Source organism: Citrobacter sp. CK181 (assembly GCF_030333595.1).
GTDB classification, from domain to species: Bacteria; Pseudomonadota; Gammaproteobacteria; order Enterobacterales; family Enterobacteriaceae; genus Citrobacter_B; species Citrobacter_B koseri.
The window spans coordinates 706,765-723,054 of record NZ_JAOWFN010000011.1; the positions used below are offsets into that span (position 1 = coordinate 706,765).

Annotated in this window: 14 protein-coding genes; 2 read left to right on the forward strand and 12 right to left on the reverse strand. The window is 56.6% G+C overall.

Annotated features, from left to right (window positions below; translation table 11 throughout):
• Positions 1-4: 4 nt before the first annotated feature.
• Positions 5-739, reverse strand: a complete 735-nt coding sequence (gene ycgR, locus OGW17_RS07535) for a flagellar brake protein YcgR (protein ID WP_047463290.1) — start codon at positions 737-739, stop codon at positions 5-7.
• A 203-nt stretch (positions 740-942) separates the two neighbouring features.
• On the opposite strand from ycgR, the gene OGW17_RS07540 reads away from it, so the two are divergent.
• Complete coding sequence (locus OGW17_RS07540; protein ID WP_012132092.1) at positions 943-1,197, forward strand: GlsB/YeaQ/YmgE family stress response membrane protein; 255 nt, start codon at positions 943-945, stop codon at positions 1,195-1,197.
• 276 nt (positions 1,198-1,473) lie between these two features.
• Positions 1,474-3,588: a TonB-dependent siderophore receptor gene (locus OGW17_RS07545; RefSeq protein WP_012132094.1), complete on the forward strand. Its 2,115-nt coding sequence runs from the start codon at positions 1,474-1,476 to the stop codon at positions 3,586-3,588.
• Between the two features lie 55 nt (positions 3,589-3,643).
• On the opposite strand, the gene OGW17_RS07550 is transcribed toward OGW17_RS07545, so the two are convergent.
• The 11 genes from OGW17_RS07550 to OGW17_RS07600 all read right to left on the reverse strand — a co-directional run bounded on the left by OGW17_RS07550 (position 3,644) and on the right by OGW17_RS07600 (position 16,226).
• Positions 3,644-5,614, reverse strand: a complete 1,971-nt coding sequence (locus OGW17_RS07550) for a TonB-dependent receptor plug domain-containing protein (RefSeq protein WP_286452158.1) — start codon at positions 5,612-5,614, stop codon at positions 3,644-3,646.
• Positions 5,615-5,637: 23 nt separating this feature from the next.
• On the reverse strand, positions 5,638-6,495 hold the full coding sequence (gene modD, locus OGW17_RS07555) for a ModD protein (RefSeq protein ID WP_071258553.1): 858 nt from the start codon (positions 6,493-6,495) through the stop codon (positions 5,638-5,640).
• A complete protein-coding gene (locus OGW17_RS07560) occupies positions 6,492-7,304 on the reverse strand; it encodes a class I SAM-dependent methyltransferase (RefSeq protein ID WP_012132097.1) in 813 nt (270 codons plus the stop codon). Before OGW17_RS07560 ends, modD begins: the two co-directional genes overlap by 4 nt.
• Before the next feature lie 9 nt (positions 7,305-7,313).
• Positions 7,314-8,072 carry an ABC transporter ATP-binding protein gene (locus OGW17_RS07565; protein ID WP_071258548.1) on the reverse strand — a complete coding sequence of 253 codons (759 nt, stop codon included), beginning with the start codon at positions 8,070-8,072 and terminating at the stop codon, positions 7,314-7,316.
• On the reverse strand, positions 8,069-9,028 hold the full coding sequence (locus OGW17_RS07570) for a FecCD family ABC transporter permease (RefSeq protein WP_370906253.1): 960 nt from the start codon (positions 9,026-9,028) through the stop codon (positions 8,069-8,071). The genes OGW17_RS07565 and OGW17_RS07570 overlap by 4 nt, the downstream gene beginning before the upstream one ends.
• A gap of 26 nt (positions 9,029-9,054) precedes the next feature.
• Positions 9,055-10,077 carry an ABC transporter substrate-binding protein gene (locus tag OGW17_RS07575; RefSeq protein ID WP_071258544.1) on the reverse strand — a complete coding sequence of 341 codons (1,023 nt, stop codon included), beginning with the start codon at positions 10,075-10,077 and terminating at the stop codon, positions 9,055-9,057.
• Between the two features lie 203 nt (positions 10,078-10,280).
• Positions 10,281-11,993, reverse strand: coding sequence for an alpha,alpha-trehalase (locus tag OGW17_RS07580; RefSeq protein WP_071258542.1), 1,713 nt, complete (start codon positions 11,991-11,993; stop codon positions 10,281-10,283).
• A gap of 199 nt (positions 11,994-12,192) precedes the next feature.
• Positions 12,193-13,626: a dihydroxyacetone kinase phosphoryl donor subunit DhaM gene (dhaM, locus tag OGW17_RS07585; protein WP_071258540.1), complete on the reverse strand. Its 1,434-nt coding sequence runs from the start codon at positions 13,624-13,626 to the stop codon at positions 12,193-12,195.
• A gap of 10 nt (positions 13,627-13,636) precedes the next feature.
• Positions 13,637-14,269: a dihydroxyacetone kinase subunit DhaL gene (gene dhaL / locus OGW17_RS07590; protein ID WP_012132103.1), complete on the reverse strand. Its 633-nt coding sequence runs from the start codon at positions 14,267-14,269 to the stop codon at positions 13,637-13,639.
• A gap of 11 nt (positions 14,270-14,280) precedes the next feature.
• Positions 14,281-15,351, reverse strand: coding sequence for a dihydroxyacetone kinase subunit DhaK (dhaK, locus tag OGW17_RS07595; protein ID WP_071258537.1), 1,071 nt, complete (start codon positions 15,349-15,351; stop codon positions 14,281-14,283).
• Positions 15,352-15,593: 242 nt separating this feature from the next.
• Positions 15,594-16,226: a winged helix-turn-helix transcriptional regulator gene (locus OGW17_RS07600; protein ID WP_071258535.1), complete on the reverse strand. Its 633-nt coding sequence runs from the start codon at positions 16,224-16,226 to the stop codon at positions 15,594-15,596.
• Positions 16,227-16,290 lie beyond the last annotated feature (64 nt).

Here is a 16,290-nt window from a genome sequence, read left to right on the forward strand (position 1 = left end):
GGGGTTATTCACGCACCTTATTGGATTTTTCCCGCGCTTCCCGTTCAAGAGAGAAAATAATCCGCTGTAATTCCCGCTCCACCGCCGGGCTGACGTTGAGAAAACGAAAGCTCAGGCGGGGAGTGGTAATCGTCTCATTTTTCCCGTCAATCACTCTGCGTTCGCTGATGGAAATAAGCTGGGCGTCAAAGTGGAAAACGCCCCATTGCCCCATGTTCAGCTCAATTTGCGAAAAGCGCATGCCTTCGGTTAATCCGGCGGGTTTTGTCGCTTCCAGCAATGCGCCCATGCCGCCCAGCGAGAGATCGAACAAGCGAAAACGTAGCGTGTTGTCGTCCGGCATTTTCGCCTGGCAGTAATAGGGGGGATGTAAAGGCGCGGAAATACGGAAATACTCCCGGCGCTGAACGAACCACAGCTCGGGCGGCAGCGCGGTAATAAATGCCGGAAGCTGCTGGTATTCGCCACGGGTGAGCTGATCCAGCGTGAACTCCACTTTCGCGCCCTGCGTTTCTGCGGTAATGGTTATCTGTCTGGCGCGCTGAACGGCGATGTTTTCATAGTCCTGGCTGCCGAAATCCATCACCAGTTTTTCCGCGTTAACGTCCAGAATCTTACTGATGAACTGCCCCCCGGCCCAGGAGATGCGTAGCGGCACCTGGCTCTTGTTTAAATCTTTGAGTACGCCTAATACCGCCAACGGGTTTTGCTTCAGGAACTGCTCACTGTAGTGACTCACGCGTAATGACTCCTGGATGCCTGACAGATTATCGTTTGGTTATCGGCATGGCATGACGGAACTTAAGACAAATGGGTGAAATTTTTATCAACGCCAGCGCATAACGTCGCAGGATGAAAAGCATGGCCGGTTGATTTGCCTATACTTAAGGGACTGGCGCAAGAACGTCTTGCGCATGCTTTCACTGGAAAGAGGGCCTGAATATGGGAATTATTGCCTGGATTATTTTTGGTCTGATTGCAGGTGTTATCGCTAAGCTGATTATGCCGGGTCGCGATGGCGGTGGTTTTATACTGACCTGTATTCTCGGTATCGTTGGTGCGGTTGTCGGCGGCTGGCTGGCAACCATGTTTGGTATCGGCGGCAGCATCAGCGGGTTCAATCTTCACAGTTTCCTGGTGGCCGTCGTCGGGGCGATTGTTGTGCTCGGTGTTTTTCGCCTTCTGCGGCGCAATTAAATGAACAGAGCGGATGTGGGGATGAGGGCGTAAATCGGCGACATGCTACCCTGGCGTGTTTTCCGTTCACTTGATGCCCATTATCGCTCTGGCGCATTATCAGTCGTGAACGTGTCAGGGGAGGCGTCTTCCCGGCACGTTTACGGGGATTCAACAGACGTCAGAACAATCTGTATTCCTGAGCAACGCCTGGCCGGATTAACGGCGAAAGCTGGCTTGATTTGTGAATAAAAATGAGAATAATTGTCATTCCATTTCACATATAATAATTTGCTCATGAAAACAACTCATCGTTTCACATTACGCGCGCTCTCTGGATGTATCACCTTAGCCCTGACTGTCCCGTCTTATGCTGAAGAGGCAAAAGAGTCGACCATTGTGGTCACCGCCGCCGGGCAGGAGAGCCTTCTTCCGGCCTGGACCAACAGCGCCACCAAATCCGCCGTGCCGGAAAGCAAAACGCCGCAGGTGATCAACACCATCGACAGGCAGGAGATTGAGCAACGCCACGCCAACTCGGTGAATGAAATTCTGCGCTACGCGCCGGGCGTGTCAACGGAAGTTCGCGGTAATACCTCCTATATGAGTGAATATAAGATTCGCGGTTTTACGGTGGATCAGGAGTATTACAACGGCCTGCAACTGCCGTACAACGTGACCGGGAATACCAAAGCGCGTATTGATCCGCTGCTGATTGAAAGCGTGGATATTCTGAAAGGCCCGGCCTCGGTGCTGTACGGCAATGGCTCGCCGGGTGGACTGGTAAACATCCAGAGTAAAAAACCGCAGGCGGAACAGAAAACGGAAGTGGGCTTCAACACCGGCACCCGTAATCTGAAAGAGGGTTATCTGGATTCAACCGGGCAAATCAGCGACAGCGACTGGAACTACCGTTTACTCGGCAAAGCGACGGAAGGGGATGATCAACCGCATACCTCCCGCTATGAAAACTATCTGGTTGCCCCGTCCGTTACCTGGCAACCGGACAACAAAACGCGTCTGACGATTGATGCGCTGGCGCAGAATACACCGTCGCTGTCGCCTTCCAACCCGCTGCCCATTTCTTATCTGCGCTCAGAGTATGCGGGGCGTCGTGATTTTGCCGGAGATGAGTGGAGCGGCTTTAAGCAGCGTCAATGGATGCTGGGTTACAGCTTTGAACACCAGTTTGACAGCGGCTGGGGCTTCAATCAGAAAGCGCGCTACTTTGATGTGGATACCCACCAGCGTAGCGTCTACTCCACCGGAAATACGGGGAATCCGGTCTGGGAGTTGAACCGGTTTGCCTACACGACCGATGAAGACCTGAAAAGTTTTAATATCGACAACCAGGTTACGAAAACGGTAGTGTCAGGCGACTGGCAGCACCATCTGCTGGCAGGCTTCGATTACCAGAAGCTCGACAGCCATTACTTCTACCGCTATGCCAGCAGCACGCCGGGGATCGACATGCGCCACCCGAACTATCGTCAGATTCATACCGACGATTTAGGGCTGAGTACTGCGCAGAATAACCGTCTCTCTTATCAGCAGAATGGTTATTATCTTCAGGATCAGATTGCGTTTGGCGGCCTGAACCTGCTGGCGAGCGTGCGTTACGATGACTATCGTTCCGCCACGACCGACTATCTGCAAAACGGCGATAAAACCTGGATTTCACAGGATCGCGTCACCAAACGTTTCGGTGCGTTATACGCGTTTGAAAATGGGATCTCTCCATTTATCAGCTATTCCGAAGGCTTTAAGCCGATCTCGCCGCAAGGGACACTGACCTCGAAAGAGGTGAAGCCGACCACCAGCAAGCAGGTTGAGGGCGGGGTGAAATACCTGCTGGCGGAATACGCGACCACCTTTACCGCATCGGTGTTTAATATCCGCCAGAAAAATGTGCTTTCCGCCACACCGACCTGGGATTACCGTCAGACCGGCGAGATTGAGTCAAAAGGGGCCGAACTGTCGATTGTCAGCCGTCCGGCGGATAACGTCACGCTGATCGCCAACTATGCCTATACCCATGCGATCAACACGGAAGATGAAACGTATGAAGGCAAACGTCCGACTCAGGTGCCGGAAAACGCGTTTAACCTGTGGGGCGATTACACCTTTGATAATACGCCGCTGCGCGGGCTGAACGTTGGCGCGGGCGTCCGTTATACCGGGCCGATGGAGATCTCGCCAGCTAACGACAAAGGCAAACTCGGCGGCACGACGCAGTATGATATGGCCGTCTCTTACCGTCTGGGAGAGGCGATCCCATCGTTGAGCGGGGTGACGCTGAAGGCCAGCGCGCAGAATATTACCAACAAAGAGACGTTTAGCTGTTACGACGACAACAACTGCTGGATTGGTCGCGACCGCACCGTTCAGGTTGGCGCCAGCTACAGCTTCTGATAGCAACCCGGCCTGCAATTGCGCAGGCCGGGTTCGTTTTCATTCGGTGGAACAATCAGAACTTATATTCCACCCCGGCCCAGAAATTACGGCCTTCCTCGATAAACCCTTCGCTGTAGGCATACTTCGTATCGAACAGGTTGTTCACGGACGCATTGACGCTAAAACCGTAGCCCACCGCATAATCCGCGCGGATATGGGTAATGGCAAATCCGCCCGCTTTCTGTGAACCGTCTGAATTGCTGTAGCTGGAGGAACGCGCCTCTTCTGACAGCGTAACACTCAGCGGTTCCCACGGTTTGAGCGTCATCCATGCGGTGAGCGTCTGCGTTGGCAAATCGGTGATTTCACCGATTTCATCACGCTTGACGTCCGCGTGGATCAGCCCGTAGCTCAGCCCGACATCCAGCATTTCAGACACATTGCCTTTGATTCCGGCATCCAGACCGGTGTAATCCACCCGGCCGCTATTGCGGTTCTGGATCGTATCGGCATCAATGTTGTGCGACAGGATTGCGTCGGTCACGCGGTTATAGTACACGCTGACCTCGAATCCCCAGTCGCGGGTCAGCGAACCGTTCCAGGTCAGATCCACGCTGCGGGCGCGTTCGGGTTTTAACTGCGGGTTGACGATAGCCACCTGGTTATACGCCGGTTTCGACGTGGTATACCGTTCTTTGAGCGTCGGGAAACGCGTCCGGTCAGAGTAAGAGAGCGCCAGCGTGTCCTCGTTTGCGAAGTGGTATTTGGTCATGACCTGCCAGTTAAACGCCGACTGGTTGTTGTCGTCGTAGTGGGTTACGCTGCCGTCTTTTTCGTGTTTCATCCCTTCCAGACTGTCACGCCAGTCATAGCTAATACCGGCCACGACATCCACATTATCGGCGGCGGCCCACTGGTATTCGCTGGCTAACGACCAGGTGCGATCTTCATAGCGATCGTATGCCGCATGCGGCGCGCCTTTTTCACGGTGGACGTCATCTTTCCAGTTAACGGCGAATGAGAGCAGATCGTTTTCACGCATTTCGGCAGCGAGTTGTAACCCTGCGCCATCGCTGTAATCGGAATAGTGGCTATAGCTGCCTTTCTTGTTTTTCAGGTCGGCAAGGGAGTTGTACATCATCAGCGTGTTTTCAAAGGTGTCGCGATAAAGCCGGCTTTTCAGCGTGAAGCGATCGCCCAGATGCGTGGTGCCCTGATAGTAATAACTCTCTTTATCGTATTGCGGCCACTGCCAGTAGCGCGACTTCTGGCTGCTGGTGCCTGCGTATGGCGGGTTGTCTTTTTCACCGTCCTGGTTGATATAGGTCAGGGTGTACTCGTCATTTTCGCGCGGCGTGAAGCCCAACTTAACAATGCCCCGTTTATCATCTGCCGACGAGTTGATCATCTTCCCGTTGCTGCCTGCAATGGCGTTGTCCACCCCGTGCGGCAGACCCAGGAAATCCTGCTTCAACTGGCTACCGCTGACTTGCAGATAACCCAGCTCATTACTGGCGCCAAACGAGGCGTGCATATCGTGGGCGTTATCTTTGCTCCGGCTCCATCCCTGGCGATAACCGATGCTCCCTTCGAGAGGTTTTGTCGGTTTTTTGGTGGTGATGTTGATCGCGCCGCCCATCTGGTTAGGGCCTTGCAACAGCGATGAGTAGCCTTTGGACACCTCAACGGAGGCAATGTCCGAGGTGAGGAAGCGCCCTAAGTCGAGGTTGCCGTCGTAAGGGATGTAAACCGGCACGCCGTCGAAAAAGATCGGAACCTGGCGGCTGTCATAACCGCGAACTTTGACCTGCTGTTCGTTGCGGTTGCCTGATTTTTGCAACGCCACGCCAGGGATGACGCTTAATGCCTGCGCCACATTCTGCTTATCCAGATCCTGCATGGTTTGTTGACCAAGCACCGTGGTGGTCGCCGCAGAGGCGGGGCTCGACCAGACGGTCATGGTGTCGCTTTCTTGCCCAGCAAACGCATTATGCGCAAAAGCTACCGATAATGCCGTGTAAAGACAACTCTGAGTGAATTTCATTGTTTTTATTCCATTTATCAATGTTATATGTCACTTTCGTCCGGGTTCAGGATGACGTTGATATCCATCGGTGGTGCGTAGTACGGTGCGGATGTAATAAAGAGCCTGATACCACAGTCGAGATAACTCGCCAGAGTGGCGAGGTTGATGCCGCCAGTCAGCGCCAGCGTGCAATGGGGAGCCAGTGAAGGCGCCGTCCGGGCCACCTCCGCCGCCTGATGTGGGGTAAATTTGTCGAGTTGCAAAACGTCGGGGCCAGCGCGGAGCGCTTCAAGGGCTTCCTCTGGGGTGTCTGCTTCGACGACGATCTTTTTTTCCGGGGCATGACGGCGCAACTGCGAAATGGCCCCGGCCCAGTTGTTACCGGGGGCGAGAAAGCGGCGGTGATTTGCAAACAGCAGCACGGTTTCCGCGCACCCGGCGCGGTGAATGATTCCGCCTGCGGCGAGCACCGCCTGTGCGGCTAACAGCCGGGTGCCGGGAATGGCTTTACGCGTGCAGGCTATTTGCCCGTCGGGGTAACGGCTATGCAGGATGTGAAGCATGCTGTCGAGATAGTGTGAAACGCCGCAACTCCACTCCAGTACGTTTTGTACGGCCTTCCAGCCCTGGTGCAGCGCCGCCGCATTCCCGCTGACGCTGATCAATTGTTGACCGGCTGCGGCGCGCTCGCCGTCGTTCATCTGCTCCAGGACGGTCAGCCCCAGCGACTGCAACATTTGTCTGGCCACGGCAATGCCGCTCACGCAGCCGCCCTGGCGATGGCGGAAGGTCATGCGGCCTGGCAGATTGCCGATGCCCAGAGCGCGCGTGGTCAGGTCGCCTCCCTGAATATCCTCCAGCAGCAATGCGTCCGTTTGTGCGTGTGAGAAGTAGATCATTTCAGCGCCTTTTGTGGAATGCTGTCCCACCAGATCAGCGCCCAGTCCCGGCTGGCCGGGGCAAGGGCGCTGGCATCCTGCTGTTGATACCAGCGGTACAGACGCTCACGCTCTTCATCGCTGATGTCGCCCATGCTCCAGCGAACGTTCTCAGCAAAGCGTTCCCAGGTGCTGTTGTCCTGCTGGCAGTTCTGCCCACGGATAAAATCGACATGGGCGCAGATCCCCATCTGGTACAGGACATTGAGAGCATAAATATAGTTAGGCAGCTCGATAACCTCGCGACCCAACGCGCGCTGGATAGTGGGGGAAACAAAAGAGGAACTGACCAGGTGCGTGGTATAGACGCGCAGCCGCGCCTGGTTGTTGAGTTTTGTCATCGCCTGGCGCATATCCGCAACGAGCGTTGAGCGGGAGGCCACGGCGATATCGCAGCGCGGAAGATCGCTCCAGTCCTCTTCCCAGGCGCGTTGCACCCAGTGAACATGGGTTGCCCGTTGCTCTGTCGCACGACGGGCGGCAACGCGCAGCATTCCGGGGCTGTAATCCACGCCGCAGATATGCGGTATTTTGCCCGCCAACGCCAGCGAGACGGTGCCCGGGCCGCAGCCCATATCAAACAGCGAGTTCACGCCCTGCAAATCCATTTTTTCCATCAGCTGTTGCAGGTAGGTGTCCGTCGGCGACGCGCAGTTTTCTGCCATTTTCTCTGCCCGTTTATCCCAATGGTCGGGCGTTTTTTCCGTTCGTTTCGCCTGCAATAGCTGCTGGCGGTAGAGGTCTGCAAAATCAATGTCATCAATGAGCATGGCTGTCCCTTATTGCTGATCGCCAAAAAGATGGCGGTGGATTTGTGTGGGCGAGACCCGATAAAGCGCGGCCAGATTGTCGGCAGCGAGCTGGCGCTCTGGCGCGCCTTGCGATACCTGACCGTCGGACTCCACGCGCACGACGCTGTCGGCTATCGCCCTGGCATGGAGCGGATGATGGGTTGACATCAGTAGCGCCATCCCCGTTTTTTTCAGTGTCACCAGCGTGTCGAGCAGGCGGATCTGGTGGCCAAAGTCGAGGCTGGAGGCGGGTTCATCCAGCAGTAGCAGGCGAGGGCGTTGCGCCAGGGCGCGGGCGATCAGCACCAGTTGACGCTCTCCGCCGCTCAGGGTGTTCCAGCGTCGGTGCGCCAGATGGACGATTTCAAGCGCAGCGAGCTGCTGGTGGGCAATTTCTCGCTCCCTGGCGCCGGGAACGGCGAATGCCGCCATTTTCGGCGTCAGCCCCATCATCACCATATCCAGAGCGGTGAAGGCGAATGCGCCGTCGTGCGCCTGTGGCACCCAGGCAATGGCGCTGGCGCGCTCCCGGTCTGAAAAACGCTGCACCGCCACGCCATCAAGCAGGATGTCGCCGCTGATCAAGGGGAGAACGCCAAGAATGGTGCGCATCAGCGTGGTCTTGCCGCTGCCGTTTGCGCCGAGTAAACAGCAAATTTCTCCCGCCGGTACGGTAAAAGAGACGTCGCGCAAAACCGGGCGTCGGGCGTATCCCAGGTTGGCGTGGCGAACTGTCAGTCGTGTCATTGGCGTCCTCCGCGCAGCAGAAGCAGCAAAAAGAAAGGGGCGCCGATAAATGCGGTGAGGATACCGAGTGGAATCTCCGTACTGCTGATTGCGCGCGCGAGCGTGTCGGTCAGCAGCAGTAAAATGGCGCCAGCGCCCATTGAGACAGGAAGCAACTGCTGGTGGTTATTGCCGGTGAGCAACCTGCCGATATGCGGCACGACTAAGCCTATCCAGCCGATAATCCCGGCAATCGCCACCGTGCTGGCGGTGATGAGCGTCGCGCAGACAATCAGCGCGAGCCGAAGGCGGGTAACGTTGATGCCCAGGGAACGGGCTTCATCATCTGAAAGCGTCAGTAAATTCATACGCCAGCGCAGTAGCAGCAAAGGGATGGCGCCGAACAGAATCAGCGGTGCCGAGAAGCAAAGATCATGCAGCGTGATGGTAGAGAGCCCGCCGAGTAACCAGAAGGTGATGGAAGGCAACTGGGTATAGGGATCGGCCAGCGTTTTTATCAGGGAAATTCCCGCTCCGCACAGCGTACCGAGCGCGATACCCACCAGCACAAGGGTTAATACGGGGTCGTGACGCGTCACCCGGCGGGTAATCAGCCAGACGCCAGCAACCACCAGCAGACCGCCGCCGAACGCGTAGAGCTGGATAAACAAAATCGGCAGGCCCAGTAAAATCGCCGTACATGCGCCTAAACCCGCTCCGGCGGCAACGCCGAGAATATCCGGGGAGACCAGCGGATTGCGAAACATCCCCTGATACGTCGTGCCCGCGCCCGCCAGCGCAGCGCCCAGCAGCAGCGCGGCGAGAATGCGGGGGAGGCGGATCTGCCAGAACACGATTTGATCCTGTGTCGGCACCGTGTCATGGCTGAAGATCATCGCCAGCACCTGCCGGGCATCGAGGTGATAAGCGCCCGATACACTGGCAAAGGCAATACAGAGAAGGGCAATCCCCAGCATCAGGACAGAAAGGGTGGTCGTTCTCATCAGATGATCGCCCACTGTTGATACTGTTCGTCAGTCAGCGACGTATGCCAGAACAGGCGCGCATAACGCACCATATCGTCTTTAAAATGTTGATTAACGTTCGGGTCCAGCCAGGCATGCAACCGGCGCAGCCCGAGTAAACGGTTAATGCCCGGCGGCGCATCCAGCCAGCCAAATGGCAGGCCGCTCAGGAAAAGAATGCGCTTGTCCGCAACCGCCTTAACGCCTTGCCAGACGGGGTCATGACGCAGGTAGTGCGCTGTGGCGGCATCCTGTACCAGAATGATGTCGGGCTGCCAGGTGAGTAAGTTTTCCATAGATACCTGGGCCAGTCCGCTTCGTCCGGGGATTCGCGCTACGTTGTGTAATCCCAGTAACTCTGCCGCTTCCGTATGCAGCGATCCCTGTAATCCCGTCTCCAGACCTCGGGCGCCCCGCGCCGCATAAAAACGAATACCGGCAGCAGGCGTGCGGGAAAACGCGAGCGCTTGCGCAATGAAGCGCTGAGCCAGCGCCGCCTGAGCGGCAGTACGCGCCTCCATTCCCAGCGCTTGTCCTGCGGCTTGCAGTTGTTCCGGCGTTTGCCGCAGTTCACCGTTAATCAGCAACCACGGAATCCGGGTCTGAGCGCTGACCTGGCGCGCCTGCGAGAGCCAGGTTTCATCGGCGTTGCCGCAATCCACTACCAGATCGGGATGCAGGGCCAGCAGTCCTTCCAGAGACAACGTGCTGGCGCGCCCCGCCAGCCTGCCCAGTTTGGGCAACGTCTGAATGGACTCGGGGAAGGGAATCGCCGCCTGGCGCGAGAAATCAAAAGAGGAGAAACCCACCAGCTTTTCCGGCGCGACGGCCAGCAGTAACACATCGGCGGGCGCACCGGCGCTCACCACGCGGCGAATAATATTGCCTTCCGGCGGGCGGCCAATAGCAAACGTCAGCGGTGTCTGCGCAATGCCAGGGAGGTGGCGAAACAGCAGCGCAGAGGCCATTGCCTGAGCGAATCTCCGTCTTGTGAGCGGCATTGTTTTCATCCTGAAATGGTTAAAAAATCGCTATATGTTTACATATATAACGTTAAAAAACTTGTTCAGTATCAAATTCTCACCGATGAAAAGGGGGAGTAACCCTTAAGAGCTAGGAGGGGCAGAGCTGAACGCGCGGCATTGCCAGGAAGAAAAATCCGCGACGGCGCGCGGATTTTTGTCAGCATGATGGTCGGGTTACATTACGGCGTGGTTTCAACCTGTTTTTGCGGCGCAGGCTGGGAAGCGCCTGGCGCTGCGGGGCGAGTTGCCGGTACGCTGTCGCACGGTTTCTCTTTTGGACAGATCAGGTCGAGCATTTTTAACGTCACGCCGTTGGTCCAGCCGAAACCATCCTGAAGAGGGTATTCTCCACCGCCGCCGCCGGTTCCCGTACTGCTGACGTCATATTTCTCAACCAGTTTTTGTTCGCGGTCGTAGGTATGCTGAACGTTAGTGAGGAAGCGCCAGGTGACATCCATCGCGACGTTGTCCTGCCCGTAATTTTGCAACCCTTCGGTCGCCACCCACTGTAACGGCGCCCAGCCATTGGGGGCGTCCCATTGCTGCCCGCTTTTCACCGAGGTGGTGGACAGTCCACCAGGCTGCAACAGGTGCGCCTGGGTCGCGGCAGCCACTTTGCTGGCGCGATCTTTCGCCGCCGCGTTGACATACAGCGGGAACAGCGTGGCCGCCGTCAGTTGGTTACGCACCTTTTTGCTCTTCAGATCGTAGTCGGCATACCAGCCTTCCTGATTGTTCCACAGGTGCGTTTCAATGCCTTTCTGACGGGCGCTGGCGAGCGCTTCATACTGGTTCGCGTTGGCGTCATCGCCTGCCGCTTTGCTGGCGCGCGCCAGCATTTTCTCCAGTTTATACAGCAGGGCGTTGAGATCGACAGGGACGATGCTGGTGGTGCGAATGGTGCTTAGCTGATTCGGGTCGTCCATCCAGCGCGAGCTGAAATCCCAGCCCGATGCGGCGGCAGATCGCAGGTCGCGATAAATCTCGGTTGCCGGGCGGTTCGGGTTGCTTTTCGCGGTGGTGATATCTTCCATCCACGATTCCGGTCGCGGCGTGTCCCGGTCATCCCAGTAGCGGTTCAGGACGGTGCCGTCATCCAGTTTCACCACGCGCTTATTCTGCTCGCCGGGCTGGAGATTCTCCACGCCCTCCATCCAGTAGGCATACTCTTTTTGCAACTGCGGCAGGTATTTTTTCAGGGCGTCGTCGCCCTCATGCTGCGCCAGCAATTCCACCATAAATGCGAAGAAAGGCGGCTGCGAGCGGCTCAGATAATAGGTACGGTTGCCGTTGGGGATATGCCCCCAGGAGTCCAGTTCATAGCCGAAATTCGCCACCATATCGGCGACCTTATCCCAGTGATCGCTTTCGGCAAGTCCCAGCATGGTGAAATAGCTATCCCAATAATAGACTTCCCGGAAACGTCCGCCAGGCACCACGTACGGTTCCGGCAGCGGCAATAACGAATCCCATTTTCCGGCGCTCTCCGTTGTGCGGGTCAACACGGGCCACAGACCGTCAATATGTTCACGCAGCGACTGTCCTTCCGGCGGAACGTATTTTTCCCCATCTTTGGGCAGCGTAAAGTTCACATCAACAAAGTGACGCAAATCGAAGCCTGACTGGTTTCGTTGCATCCGGTAATCCGCGAGGATCATCAGCGGATCGCTGTTAGGCACGGCATCGGCGAACGTTTTCTGATCGGGGAACAGTTTGGCGCTCTGCACGTCATTAAACAGCGGCCCCAGCAGAATATCCGGGGGCTGCGGAGGACTGGCCGGCTGTTCCTCAGCATGCGCCGAGAGCGACGCGAATGTCAGCAGGGTGCTTGCAACGGTCAGTTTTATGGCGAAAGAGAGCGTGCCGGAATGGCGAAGCGCAGGTGTTATCATCAATATTCTCCTTAACGGCGTGCCGCAGTCAGCGGCATGAACCATGACAAAACCTTAGTCCAGGATTGTCATGTGCGCGTGATCGAACCGCTATTTTGGGAACTGGTAAACATTTCCCGTTATCGCCGGTTGAAGCGTGGGGATGAGCGCGGTGATGCGACAGCGCGCCCTCAGAAGAGGACGCGCGATGGGAGAGAGGTCAGTCAGAAAAGAGAATGCGCTGTGCCGCGAGATCCAGCGTAATCGACTCGCCGGTGCTCAGGGCATATACCGCTTCCCCTTGCTGACAAAGCCAGCCGATCCCCATTTCACGGGCGATGATTGCCGAATGTGATTCATTGCTGCCTGCGCTCAGGCAGATCCCTTTAACCGTCTGTGGGTCGAACTGCAACACGGTGGACGGGAAGATATTTTCCGCCGCCACGATAGTCGGGCGCGTGAATACCGGCAAGCGCGCGTTTATTCCGCTCAGGTGCCTCAGCGTCCGATGGAGAATATCGTCGATATCGATATAGCGGGCCTGCAAATAGGCGTCGTCGAGCTGTCGGTACTGATCGCGGAGATCGTCCAGCACGCTGCGCCACGCCGTTTCCGCCCGACACGGTTTATCACGCATCACTTCACATGCCATCTCGTACAGCTCGGGGTCATCCAGCAGCGTGTGATGCCCGGAAAAAATCGCCGCCAGGTCGGCGGAGTATTTCTCTTCCGCCAGCGTGGTCAGCGCGTTGAGATCGTCCAGCGTCTGACGAATCGCCGTTTGCAGGCGCTGCTGCTCTTCCGGCAAATTGACGGTCGTCGGATTTGCGACGTCCGGTGCAGCGGGGGAATAGCAGAACACCACGCCGGAGACCTGCGCGGGGAGCTGACGCTCCGTGCTGCTGGCAGGCGTCTCCTCCACGGACTCGCCAAAGTTTTCCGCCGCCAGCTGTTTGAACGCCGCCAGCGCCTCGTCGGCCTGTTCTCCTTTGGCGATCAGGCGCAGAGTATCGTTGCAGCGCACCTGTAATAACGCTATCTGATTCAGGCTGTCCGGCGTCACGCATTTGCCATTTTTCTCCAGTAGCATGTCGGCCCGAAACCCCGACAACGTGGAGACCAGGCGCGATGCCGGACGAACATGCAGCCCGTTTGGATTTTTCACCACAACAGAAATGGAGTGGGCGTCGTTATCCTGAAATGCTGGTTTTGTGGCGACGCCCCCGGTTTGAGTGGGTGACGGTAAACCCAGTTGTTCACGCTTGGCATCCAGCGCGCTCATGGCGTCATTGATGACTTTATCAATACCGGCGCCCATTGCCGCGCTGACCGTCGCCGCCAGCGTGCCTTCTACCAGCGGCGCCGCGCATAAGCGGACTTTCGCCGCAATCGCCGGGTCGAGCAAATCCAGGGCGGTTTCGGCGCTCAATAATGCGCTGCCCATATCCATCATGACCAGGATATGGTCCGCATCAGCCACGGATTCGATGGCTTCCATCACCTTGAGCGGATCGGTGCCAATCGGATTTTGTGGGTCGTCGATACCGGCTGCAATCGCGAGTTTACAACCATCGCCGATTAACATCTGCCGGGCTAACTGCCCGACGCCTTCACCCAACAGGGCGCTGTGCGAAACAATGACCAGGTTTACCATCGCGTTATCCTTACTCTTTTGCCGCTGCCGCCAGCATTTGCATCATGAACATCACGGAGGTTGCGCCCGGGTCCTGATGGCCGATGCTGCGCTCGCCAAGATAGCTGGCGCGCCCTTTGCGGGCCTGCATGGTGATGGTGCTCTGCGCCGCCGCTTCGGCCTGGGCGCTGGCGGCATCCAGCGCCGCCTGTACCGACAGGTGCTGTTCGCATGACTGGCGCAGCGACTCCACAACTGGCCCCCAGACGTCACACATGGTTTTATCGCCAGGCTCCGCTTTACCTCGGCTGGTCACGCCTTCCGCGCCTTCCCGCATCATCTGGTACAGCTCGTCGAGCGTCAGGCTCTGGTGCGCCTGTGTCACCTGGGCGGCGCGAATGAAGAACGTGCCGAACAGCGGGCCGCTGGCGCCGCCGACGCTGGAGAGCAGCACCATCCCCGTGTTCTTCAGAATGAAGCCGATGTCTTTATCCGCAATCGCGGGTAATTTTTCGACGACTTTACTGAAGCCGCGATGCATATTCAGCCCGTGGTCGGCGTCGCCAATCTCTCTGTCCAGACCCGTCAGATAATCACTCTCTTTGGTGAAAATCTCACCGCAGCGATAGAGCCAGTTAACAATGTGTGTTCTGTTGAGTGACATACATAATCTCCTTATTTGCCCCAGTTGAGCGCAGGCGTGTGAACCGGCGCATCCCAGAGCGCGAGCGTTTCATCATCCACTTTTAACAGGGTGATGGAAAAGCCAGTCATATCCAGAGAGGTGCAGTAAGAGCCGATCAGGTTGCGTTCAATGGTAATGCCGGTTTCCTGACAGCGGCTTTCAAGCCGGTTATAGATGCCGAACAGTTCAGACAGCGGCGTGGCGCCGAGGTTGTTGACCAGCGCAATGACGCGATCTCCACGCTGCAACGGCTGTTTGCTCTGCTTATCTTCTTGCCAGCTTCCCTGATGATGATCCCAGTGACGCAGCGTGCGGCTGTATGCGCCGTTTTCCAGCAGCGTGTCAAACATTTCATCGACAGTTTGATCGAGAGAAGAGAAGGGGCGACGGTCAATGCCGGGTTCGCCGTGAATTCCCACGCCAAACTCCATTTCGTTATCCTGCAATGTGAAGGACGGTTTGCCCGCCGCAGGCACGGTACAGGCATTGAGCGCGATGCCGATTGAATGCCCCTGATTATTCAGCTTACGGCCAAGCTCCGCGCAGGCTTCCAGCGTGTCACCGCGTTCTGCGGCCGCGCCCACCAGTTTTTCAATTAATACCGTATTGGCGACGCCGCGACGACCGGCGGTATAAAGGCTGTCTTTGACCGCCACATCATCATCTACCACAACGGTGGTGACTTTTACGCCGCTGTCGTGCAGCAGCTCCGTGGCGGTTTCAAAATTCAGGATGTCGCCGGTGTAATTCTTAATGATCAGTAAGACGCCTTCGCCGCCGTCAATGTGCATGGCGCACTCAAACATTTTGTCTGGCGTCGGCGAGGTAAAAATTTCGCCCGGGCAGGCGCCGGAGAGCATGCCTGGCCCAATATAGCCGCAGTGCATGGGTTCATGCCCGCTGCCGCCACCGGAAAGCAGCGCCACTTTTCCTGTCACTGGCGCATCTGACCGGGTAACGTAGACCGGGTCCTGATGCAGCGTCAGCGTCGGGTACGCTTTTGCCAGACCAGCGAGTTGTTCGTTCAGCACCTCTTCTACACGGTTAATCAGCTTTTTCATTATTTTGCTCCGCATCTTCTGCTGTAGGGGTATCGGTTGTGTACCATGACACGGCTACCACTCACTGCCGATAACCTTATTGTGCAACAGTGAGCGGAAAAGAAAATTCGGCCATAACATGTTTCATCAACGGAACATTTATGCTTAATCACGTTTCATTATGGAACGTAAAGGCGAGGTAATCGTCAGAATTGCGATCCCGACCAACGAATGCCGCCGCTTTAAGCGTAAAAAACGGGGGGTTAGAAACGAGAAGGGAGGTGATTAATTGCGATTAATTTGCCCTGTTCCAGTTCGATATAGCCGCCTTTTTTCAGCGCTGACAGCATCTTCATCACGCTGCTGCGCGAAAGGCGGGTACGTTCAAGAATATACTGGTAGGCCGCCATCTGAGAACGGATGCTTTCCGGCTCCTGGCTTAGCGCCTGCAACTGGTAGCACAACAGGTCGTAAGCGGTCGGCGCTGTCGCCATTTCATTCTGGATAAACAATTTATTGGTGACGATGATCATATGCTTTGCCATGATCTCCCACAGGTGCTTGCGCTCAATGGTTTCCATCACGTCATCGAGGGGAATTGTCGCCGCTTCGCACTCTTCGAGCGTGCGAATCAGCAGTTTATCCGACAGGGCGCTGGTGAACCCCAGGGAGACCGGGGCAGAAGCTATCCCCAGCAACAGACTATTTTCGATGTTCTCAATGCTTACGACGCCCGTGCGGAAAAACAGGCACTGGTGCTCGCCCCCCTGGACGAAGACAAAGCGACTTCCGCGAGGATACCGTTTGAAATCCTGTTCTGACGTGAGTGCGTTGAGCAGCGCAATTGCGTAGGGCGAAGGCTGCTTCAGTTGATTAAAGGAAGAATCCAGGGGCATGGTAGGTGTTATCCGGTCACTGTCGTTGTCATTCTATTTTAGTGGCTCTGCGTTAATGCGTGTT

Coding starts and splice junctions, on each gene's coding strand:
- OGW17_RS07580 (WP_071258542.1), bottom strand. CDS start 11,993: ATGATAACACCTGCGCTTCGCCATTCCGGCACGCTCTCTTTCGCCATA.
- dhaK (WP_071258537.1), bottom strand. CDS start 15,351: ATGAAAAAGCTGATTAACCGTGTAGAAGAGGTGCTGAACGAACAACTC.
- dhaM (WP_071258540.1), bottom strand. CDS start 13,626: ATGGTAAACCTGGTCATTGTTTCGCACAGCGCCCTGTTGGGTGAAGGC.
- OGW17_RS07565 (WP_071258548.1), bottom strand. CDS start 8,072: ATGACACGACTGACAGTTCGCCACGCCAACCTGGGATACGCCCGACGC.
- OGW17_RS07545 (WP_012132094.1), top strand. CDS start 1,474: ATGAAAACAACTCATCGTTTCACATTACGCGCGCTCTCTGGATGTATC.
- OGW17_RS07540 (WP_012132092.1), top strand. CDS start 943: ATGGGAATTATTGCCTGGATTATTTTTGGTCTGATTGCAGGTGTTATC.
- OGW17_RS07560 (WP_012132097.1), bottom strand. CDS start 7,304: ATGCTCATTGATGACATTGATTTTGCAGACCTCTACCGCCAGCAGCTA.
- modD (WP_071258553.1), bottom strand. CDS start 6,495: ATGATCTACTTCTCACACGCACAAACGGACGCATTGCTGCTGGAGGAT.
- dhaL (WP_012132103.1), bottom strand. CDS start 14,269: ATGTCACTCAACAGAACACACATTGTTAACTGGCTCTATCGCTGCGGT.
- OGW17_RS07600 (WP_071258535.1), bottom strand. CDS start 16,226: ATGCCCCTGGATTCTTCCTTTAATCAACTGAAGCAGCCTTCGCCCTAC.
- OGW17_RS07575 (WP_071258544.1), bottom strand. CDS start 10,077: ATGCCGCTCACAAGACGGAGATTCGCTCAGGCAATGGCCTCTGCGCTG.
- OGW17_RS07550 (WP_286452158.1), bottom strand. CDS start 5,614: ATGAAATTCACTCAGAGTTGTCTTTACACGGCATTATCGGTAGCTTTT.
- OGW17_RS07570 (WP_370906253.1), bottom strand. CDS start 9,028: ATGCTGGGGATTGCCCTTCTCTGTATTGCCTTTGCCAGTGTATCGGGC.